At 61.9% G+C, this 7,731-nt stretch carries 6 protein-coding genes and 1 pseudogene; all 7 read right to left on the bottom strand.

The genetic code is table 11. The features are described 5' to 3' along the window. Nucleotides 1–95 precede the first annotated feature (95 nt). Nucleotides 96–887: pseudogene (locus HKL97_RS01270) on the bottom strand (DUF2493 domain-containing protein); the annotation flags it as partial. Between the two features lie 360 nt (nucleotides 888–1,247). Next, nucleotides 1,248–2,354, bottom strand: a complete 1,107-nt coding sequence (locus HKL97_RS01265) for a toprim domain-containing protein (protein WP_291422064.1) — start codon at nucleotides 2,352–2,354, stop codon at nucleotides 1,248–1,250. A gap of 302 nt (nucleotides 2,355–2,656) precedes the next feature. Then, nucleotides 2,657–3,160, bottom strand: coding sequence for a hypothetical protein (locus HKL97_RS01260; RefSeq protein ID WP_291422062.1), 504 nt, complete (start codon nucleotides 3,158–3,160; stop codon nucleotides 2,657–2,659). Between the two features lie 75 nt (nucleotides 3,161–3,235). Further along, nucleotides 3,236–3,601: a DUF6915 family protein gene (locus tag HKL97_RS01255; RefSeq protein WP_291422060.1), complete on the bottom strand. Its 366-nt coding sequence runs from the start codon at nucleotides 3,599–3,601 to the stop codon at nucleotides 3,236–3,238. A 10-nt stretch (nucleotides 3,602–3,611) separates the two neighbouring features. Then, on the bottom strand, nucleotides 3,612–4,109 hold the full coding sequence (locus HKL97_RS01250) for a DUF6878 family protein (protein WP_291422058.1): 498 nt from the start codon (nucleotides 4,107–4,109) through the stop codon (nucleotides 3,612–3,614). A gap of 100 nt (nucleotides 4,110–4,209) precedes the next feature. Then, a complete protein-coding gene (locus HKL97_RS01245) occupies nucleotides 4,210–6,345 on the bottom strand; it encodes a ParB/RepB/Spo0J family partition protein (protein ID WP_291422056.1) in 2,136 nt (711 codons plus the stop codon). Between the two features lie 172 nt (nucleotides 6,346–6,517). Further along, on the bottom strand, nucleotides 6,518–7,627 hold the full coding sequence (locus HKL97_RS01240; RefSeq protein ID WP_291422068.1) for a DUF932 domain-containing protein: 1,110 nt from the start codon (nucleotides 7,625–7,627) through the stop codon (nucleotides 6,518–6,520). Nucleotides 7,628–7,731 lie beyond the last annotated feature (104 nt).

Here is a 7,731-nt window from a genome sequence, read left to right as displayed (position 1 = left end):
CGCGATCCTCAATCTCTTGGCACAGCCTCCACCTCGACGATGCCCGCACTGTGACACGCCCCTGACAAAAAACGCTAATAAAAATATGCCAAAGTAGCGTTAGCATGCCGTACCCAGTCGGGCTTGTAGGCAATCTGCGTCACCTTGCGCGCATCGGCCCAGGCAGCGGCGATGCGCTCAGCGCCCTTTGGGCTACCGCCATGCAGCAGCACCATGTCCGGGTGCTTGGCGTGCACTTTGTCGAGCTTGTCCCAGATCAGGATGTGATCGTTGAACTCCATCCCGCCGGTGAAGGCGATTTTAGGGCCGGAGGGCAGTAGCGGCTCGGTCTCGGCCCGGCGCTTGGCGGCGATAAAGTCGCGGCTGTCGATGAGTGCCGCCGTCAACGCCCGGTGATTGACCATCGAGCCGGAGCGCGGGCGCCAGGCTGAACGTGTTTGGCGCTCGAATTGCTCGGCGGCCTGGTCACGGAAGAATTCCAAGCAGTCGCGCCGTTCCAGCAATGTCTGCCCCTCCGCCGTCAGGCGTTCGAGCTCGACCGAGCGTATTTCGGAGCCATCCTGCTCCTTCTGGCTGCGTTTTTGCGCCTGCTCATTATCGTCCAGCGCCCGCTCGATCCGCCCTACGGCGCGATGGAAGAGATTGACCGTCGCCCACAGCAGTTCCTCAAGGTCGGGCTCCAGCCGCGTGTCGGTCAGGGTGGCAGCGAAAGCATCGAAGATATCCGCGACGGCGCCTGCAATCAGCGGCGCTTCGGGCAATGGCCGCGGGTCGGGCTCGTCCTGGCCAGGATGGTAGCCATAGAGTTGCAGTTCGCTGAGAATATGCGCGGTGGGGGAAGCGGCGTGCGGTGGCTCATAGCCGGTATCGTCGTGTTCGCGGGTCATGGGATGCTCCTGTTTGCCGGAAGCCCGCGCCCATCGCGGCCTTCCATGGCGATCCAGGCCGTGGGCGGCGGCGGCCCGCACCGGTGAGGCCGGAGCGTAAGCGGAGGATGGCGGCGGGGCCGCTATTTTGCTTCGCGATGCAAAGCCCCGGTGTCACTCGGTATGATAAGTGTTGCTGACCATTCCCCGGGGCGGCGGAAAATAGCGGCCCCGCCGCCATTGCGGGCCGCCGCCGCCCACGGCACAGAGCGCCCTCTCGGAAGGCCGGCGGCGCGGCCGCCCGGCACACAAGCGTGCCCTGGCTGCAAATACGATACCGGCGTCAACAAGCAGCAATCAGCGTTTCCGCAGCGTCAAATTTCAGCCGTAAATCATAAAGCGCGCGACATCCTCCGGCGCGATCTGGCCGCGCAAATTCGCTCGTAATTCGGCAATGCCAAGTTCGCGGAGATCATCGTTGAAATCGCCCAGGCGGGGCGAAAGGACCAGCGCCTCGATCCCTGCGGCAATTGCGCGTTCGGTCAGGCTTGCCACGGCGCGATCACCGGCTGAATCAGCATCGCGGGCAATGTAGAGCCGCCGCAATCCAGCAGGCAGCAGCAGGGCGGCCAAATGCCCTGCCGAGAGTGATGCTGCCATCGGCATCGCAGGCAACACGCAGCGCAGCGACAGCATGGTCTCGATGCCCTCCCCGGCGACGAGCACATCAAGACCATTCGCCAGACCGAACCGGACGGCATGGCCGAGCAGATGGCCCAGTGCACGCCGTGGTGTCTCAAACGGTGCCTTGCCCAGCCGAATGCGATCAAAGCCGCCAGGATCGAGCCAGGTGCGGTGCACACCGGTGATCATGCCCGCGAGGTCGGTCACCGCCGCGATCAGTGCTGGCCAGAGTTCTGGCTGTGCATCGGGAGTCACGCGGTAGAAACAGCGCGAATGGAAACGTAATGCGCCAATGCGCGTAAGCGCCGCCGAGGTAATACCGCGACGACGCAAATAGGCATCGCCAAGCGTTCCAGGCAGCGATTGAGCCTTGGCGAACAGCCGCCGGGCGGAGCGTTGAACCTGGGCTGCCATGTCCTCAGTATCGTCTGAATTATTTGGTGCGGGATCAATGCTGACAGCGGCTGGAGCGCTGTCGCTGCCAGCCAGCCCGAGAAACCGCCGCGCCTCCTCGGCCACGTCCCGGAACTCGGTCAGACCGCAGTTTTCCCGGATCAAATCCAGCAAATCGCCATGCGTGCCCTCGGCGGCGTCCTGCCAACGCCCGGCGGCCCCCTTGCCCGTGCCGCCGCCACTGAGCCGCACAAACAAGGACCGCCCCGGCGTGTTATGAACATCCCCCACCAGCCAATAACGCCCTTCACGCCGCCCGGCGGGGAGATAATGGCGGCACACCGCCTCGGCCTGCCGGGCCAGCATTTGCGCCAGTTCAGCCACAGGCATGGTAAAATCACGCTTGGGCATCGCTTTCTCCTCCACCACCAAAGAGTTTCCGCCAACCGGGACACCAGCCCATCAAGCTGCCGAACAGCGCAGCCTATCGTTCCGCCCTGCCCAGGCGCTATCTTCCGAATCGGAAGTGCGAGGGCGCCGTTTCACTGGCACGGGCGACAAGTGGCCCGTGGCATCAATTCCCCGCGGGGCTGCGGACATTCCTTCCTTCGGCACCCGCAGAACACCGCCCCACGCAAAATGGGCCGTCCCGCTGCCGGGTTCGGCCCATCCGCATTGGTCATGGTTCTGCGTAAATTGTCCCGGGCATCCTTCTACCCGCCCTCCTGCCCGGCGATGTAGGCAAGACAGTCCGACAGAAACTCCGTGGTCAAGCAGGCTTTGATGGCCTCGGCGGTAATGAACAACGCCATGCCGCCAAAACCATCGGCGCGCATTTTCGAACAGGTGAACGCCGTCATCACGGTGATATAACGCAATTTGGCTGAGCGCCGCACGATGTCTTGGAGAATCACTTCCCACGACAACCCGCTCATATCCAGTTCAACGAATGTATCATCCGCAGCGCCGTTTTTGAGTTTTTGCTCTACATAGTTGCGCACCTGGCTATCGCTGCCGCGGGCCACATCCAGCGCTGCGGTAAGTTCGGCGCGATTGACCAAGATCAGGTCCGATGGTCCCTGCCAGGAATGGAAATAAGTTCCGTCGCCATCCGAGTCGGCATCGAACATCTGCGAGAGCAACAACAACTCCAGCTTCGTCATATCCGAATTCGGAATGATCTCCGGTATCACCGTTGGTGAAAAATAATCCGCCATGTTGGCCTCCAGAAATGCAAAACCCGGCACGAAGCCGGGTCTGTGTTGAGAGAGATGAATGTTGAAACTCGATGCTCAGGCAGCATCGACTTCAAAAGGATCAAGCAGCCTATGCAGCGCCATGGTCCGGCCCATCCACGGTTCGGGCCGGATGGCTTTGATCCAATCCGCGAACCCCGGTATGAGGCCGAGATCTTCTCGGACATGCTGTTCGCCGATCAGGCGCACAGGTATTATCCGTCCAGTCGAGATCGTCATGACGGGACCAAAGAATCTCTCCAGCATGAAAATACCTTCGGCATGATGGCGAAGTGCCCGATGCCGGAAGTCTGCTGTTATGAGCTTCGATTCATCGAACCAAGAATGAAGCGGTAAAAAATCTTCCGCCGTCCCACCCCATTTTTTCGCGGAGGATAAAGCGTGATGATAAGGGTGCGCCATCTTCGCCTCCTCAAAATTCGTGGGAATAGTTTTCGGAGGCTGTATAGCGCTCATTATACTCGAGCGTGATGCGGCCCTCCATTACGTCGAAGGTAAAATCGCCGTAGGCGCCATCATTATTCTCCCAGCCGCAATGGGTCTGCGCCAGAAAATCATAGGATAGCGCCTCGATGGCCTCGCGTACCGTGTGGGTCTGGCGTTCAATGTCCGGGCTATCCCAGCCTGGCCTGAAAATCTCGATCCGCTCATCCGGCAATTCAACAGCAACATCGCCGCTCTGGGCCGTGATGTCCTCAATCTGGCCGCTATCGCCATAGCCGTCGAAATTCACGATCACAGTGGTAATGCTATGTTCCGCCAGAATCCCGAAAAGTGCTTTCTTGTTGCACTCGAGCACGGCACACGCGCGCTGGCGATACGCGCGTTCTTTTTGTTCCCATGCCGCCATAAAAGGATCAACCGCAGGAAGCGGTTGCTGATCAGATGGTGGATTGTGATTGTCTGACATGATCTATCTCCAGAAATGCAAAACCCGGCACGGAGCCGGGTTTTAATGCGGTGAAGGGATAGACCCGAGGTGGCCTCGTGGCCGCCTCGGGGTTCTGGGATCACTCCGCCGCGATCTCGTGGGGCTGGAGCTGTTCATGGTCTTCGGCAGATGGATGATCGGCTACCTCAGCCGCCTCGTCTATCTCATCCGCGCTGGCATCGGCGGCGACGGCACTATGCGTGGCCACTACCGCAACATCTGCCTGCATCGTCATGGTCTCCACGCCCTTCGTGCGCAGCGGTTCTGGCAACCAGCCGGTGCCCGCCAGCATTTGCGCGGCGGCTTCGGCCATGTCGCCTTTCTTCAACCCCTCCAGCCGTTGCGCGGCTTGCTCGCCCTTGGCCTCGCACACGGCTTGAAGAATTCGCGCCTTCGTCACCCTGCCGAGGTAATTGTCCACATTCGGCGCCCAGCCCGCAGCGGCCAGATCAAGCACCAAAAGCTCGACCAGCCGCCCAGCATGCGCCAGCGCGCGGGGGCGGCGGTTATAGACATCATGCGTGGCGTTCAGCGTCAGCGCCACGCAATGGGCGAACAATGCTTCACGGCTATCCGTATCGAGATTGGCAAGGGCATCCCAGAGTTCAGCACTATCTTCGGGCAATTGCGCTGCCCAAGCCTCGTGCCGTGCATCAACCCGTGCCGCCAAGGGCGTGTCAGCCAAGCCCGGCGCCTGAGCGCCGAACATCACACTCTTCGCCTCAATCTCCAGGCAGGATTCGGCGCCGTAGCGGTAGAACACCCGCAGGCACAGCGCGTGCAGCAGCGCGAGGTAAGCGATGCCTGGCTCGTTGCCCAACGCCTCGCGCAGCGCCAGCGTTCGATAGGCCGTCAACTCGGTCAGCAGCCGGTCAGGCAAGGGTTTGATACCATCTTCCTCCTCCACCTCCGGTTCGGCCGCATCACCGACATGGGCAACGATGATGCGACTTTCCGGCATGGCGGGATCGCTATCATCATTTGCGACACCACTGCTCTCGCCCGCCAATGCAGCCTCTTCAGCTTCCTCAAGCACCGGCGGTTCGTCCTCGGGGCGAACATAGCCGCGCTCCACCCGCAGCGCGCCATTGCCATCGATGCTGACAAACACCCCCGCCATGGCAATTTCGGCAGGGTCATACACCGGCGGGCGCTGGGTCAGCGCGTCAATCTCGGCTTCGATTTCCGCGAGGCGGGCATCGGCATCATCGGAGACCTCGTCCGCCGCTGCGGCTTCTTCCTCGAGTTGCTCAGCCTCGGCCCGCAGCGCCTCGACCTGGGCGATTTCCTGCTCGGTCAGCGGCCGGCGCGTGCCGGCAATCCGACGCAGGCCATAGCTGTGACCGTATGGGAACTCAGGTGCCATTTCGACCCATTTCCAGCCCTCGGCGCGGATCGCATCGGCGTCGCGCTCCAGTCTCTCCGCCACCACGCGCGCCAGCAATCCGGCATCCTGCAACCAACCGCCATCATCCTGCTGAAACAAATCGCGCATGATGGCACCGCCTGCCGCGATGTAGTCCTCACCGGCATATTGCGCCCGCTTGTCCGAGGCGCGCACCGCGCCTTCGGTCAGCATCCGGCGGATCTGATAGGGCTCTTTGTTGTAGGAACGCTGGATCGCCTCCCACACTTGCTCCTGGCGCTCATGGTCCGGGCTGACAGAGAAGGCCATCAGCTGGTCGAGGGTCATCTCATCCTCGGCATAGACCTCCAGCAGCCGGGGCGAGACGGCGGCGAGGCGCAGCCGCTGCTTCACCACCGAGACCGCAACGAAAAACACCGCCGCAATTTCCTCTTCGCTCTGCCCCTTCTCGCGCAGGGCCTGAAATGCCCGGAACTGATCCAGCGGATGCAGCGGCGCGCGCTGCACATTCTCAGCCAGGCTATCCTCCTCGGCGATGCCTTCGGTGCGCACGACGCAGGGGATCGGCGCGGTCTTGGCAAGGCGCTTTTGCCGCACCAGTAATTCCAGCGCGCGGTAGCGTCGCCCGCCGGCGGGGATTTCGAACATGCCGGTCTCGGCACCCGCCTCATCCAGCACAGGGCGAACCGTGATGCTTTGCAGTAGCGTGCGCCGCGCGATATCCGCCGCTAGCTCCTCGATGGAAACGCCGGCCTTTATGCGCCGGACATTCGATTGTGAGAGCACCAGCCGATCGAATGGGATATCGCGCGAGGCACTGAGCGTGATTTTCTGAACAGTTTTGGCCATGGGAAAAACTCCATGACGGGCGGCCCGGAGCCACTCTCCTAGCCTATAACCCGTCACGAAATTCTCAGCCGCCCTCTGACTCTGATGACCCAGCAACAAAAAATGCCGTGGGCCGCATACCGGCCCACGGCAAACATACCAAAAACATATCCAACAGGACCCCAATCAACGCTCAGGCTACGCGGTCGAGCAGGTGCTTCGCCTTACCCTCCATTTCCAGCCGGGCATCCTGGTGCGGCTTGCTGCGCGCCAGCGCAGTGATGCCCTGCACGAAATCGAACACGCTCTCCGGCGGATGACCTTCCTCTTCCAGCACCCCGGCGATGATCTTAGCCGTCTCACCCTTGCTGAAGCCGCGCTTGCGCAGGAAACTCTCGCGCTCCTCATCCTGGCGCGCGACAATCTGTTCCCGTGCCGCCTTGATCCCCGCCACGAACGGCGCGGGAGAGGAGTTGGCGAAGCGCCGCAGCGCGGGTGCTGCCTCATGCGCAAACCGCTGCGTCGCGAATTTGCTGTGGCGAATACTGATCTCCTGGAAATCCTCCGCACCCCAAATGTTCCGATTGGCGCACACCGCGCGCAGATAAAACGAGGCGATACCCAAAGTCTTCGAGCCAACCTCGGAATTCCAGCAATAGAACCCCCGAAAATACAGATCGGGTTCACCATTGGGCAAGCGCCCCGCCTCGATCGGGTGCGTGTCATCGACCAGGAACAGAAATACATCCCGATCGCTGGCATAGAGCGTGGTCGTCTCTTTCGTCACGTCCACATACGGGTTGTGGGTCATGGTCGACCAATCCAGCACGCCCGGCACTTTCCAGGCGGTATCTCCGGCGCCGTTGCCGGCGATACGCATCACCGCCGCGACCAATTCATGGTCCCAGATTCGCCCATAATCCGGCCCGGTGACGGCGCGCAACTCAACCCGCCCATCATCGGTCTCCAGGGTTTTCACCAGCTCGGCACGATGATTGAGCAGCCCGTGCTGCAGATTGATCCCCGCCAGCGGTGCGGGCAGATCGCGCAGATACCCGGCCGGTGCACCCACCAGCCCGCAAAGCTGCCCAAAACTCCAATGGGTCGGCGCCACTGGCCGCTCTTGTCCCGGCACAATGAGCGCCAGCCGGTCACCATCATCCCGCCGAGCTTCAACCCGAATCGCCCGGCTCTCCACGGTTCGCGCCTCAGCCCGGTCGGCCCGGGCGCGCACCGCCTCATACAACTCCGGCAGTGACAGAAACCGCTCATCGTCGGGCCGCGAAAACCATTCCGACGACACCCGCCCCAACCGCTCACCCCGGCTTACATCGACCTTAAAACCCGCCGACCCAGCCCGGCCCGCGCTCGCCCCCACAACCGCCACCGCGGCAGATGCATTGATAT

This window comes from Acidocella sp. (assembly GCF_013044125.1).
Classification (GTDB): domain Bacteria; phylum Pseudomonadota; class Alphaproteobacteria; order Acetobacterales; family Acetobacteraceae; genus Acidocella.
This window is presented reverse-complemented; position numbering and strand designations above follow the sequence as displayed.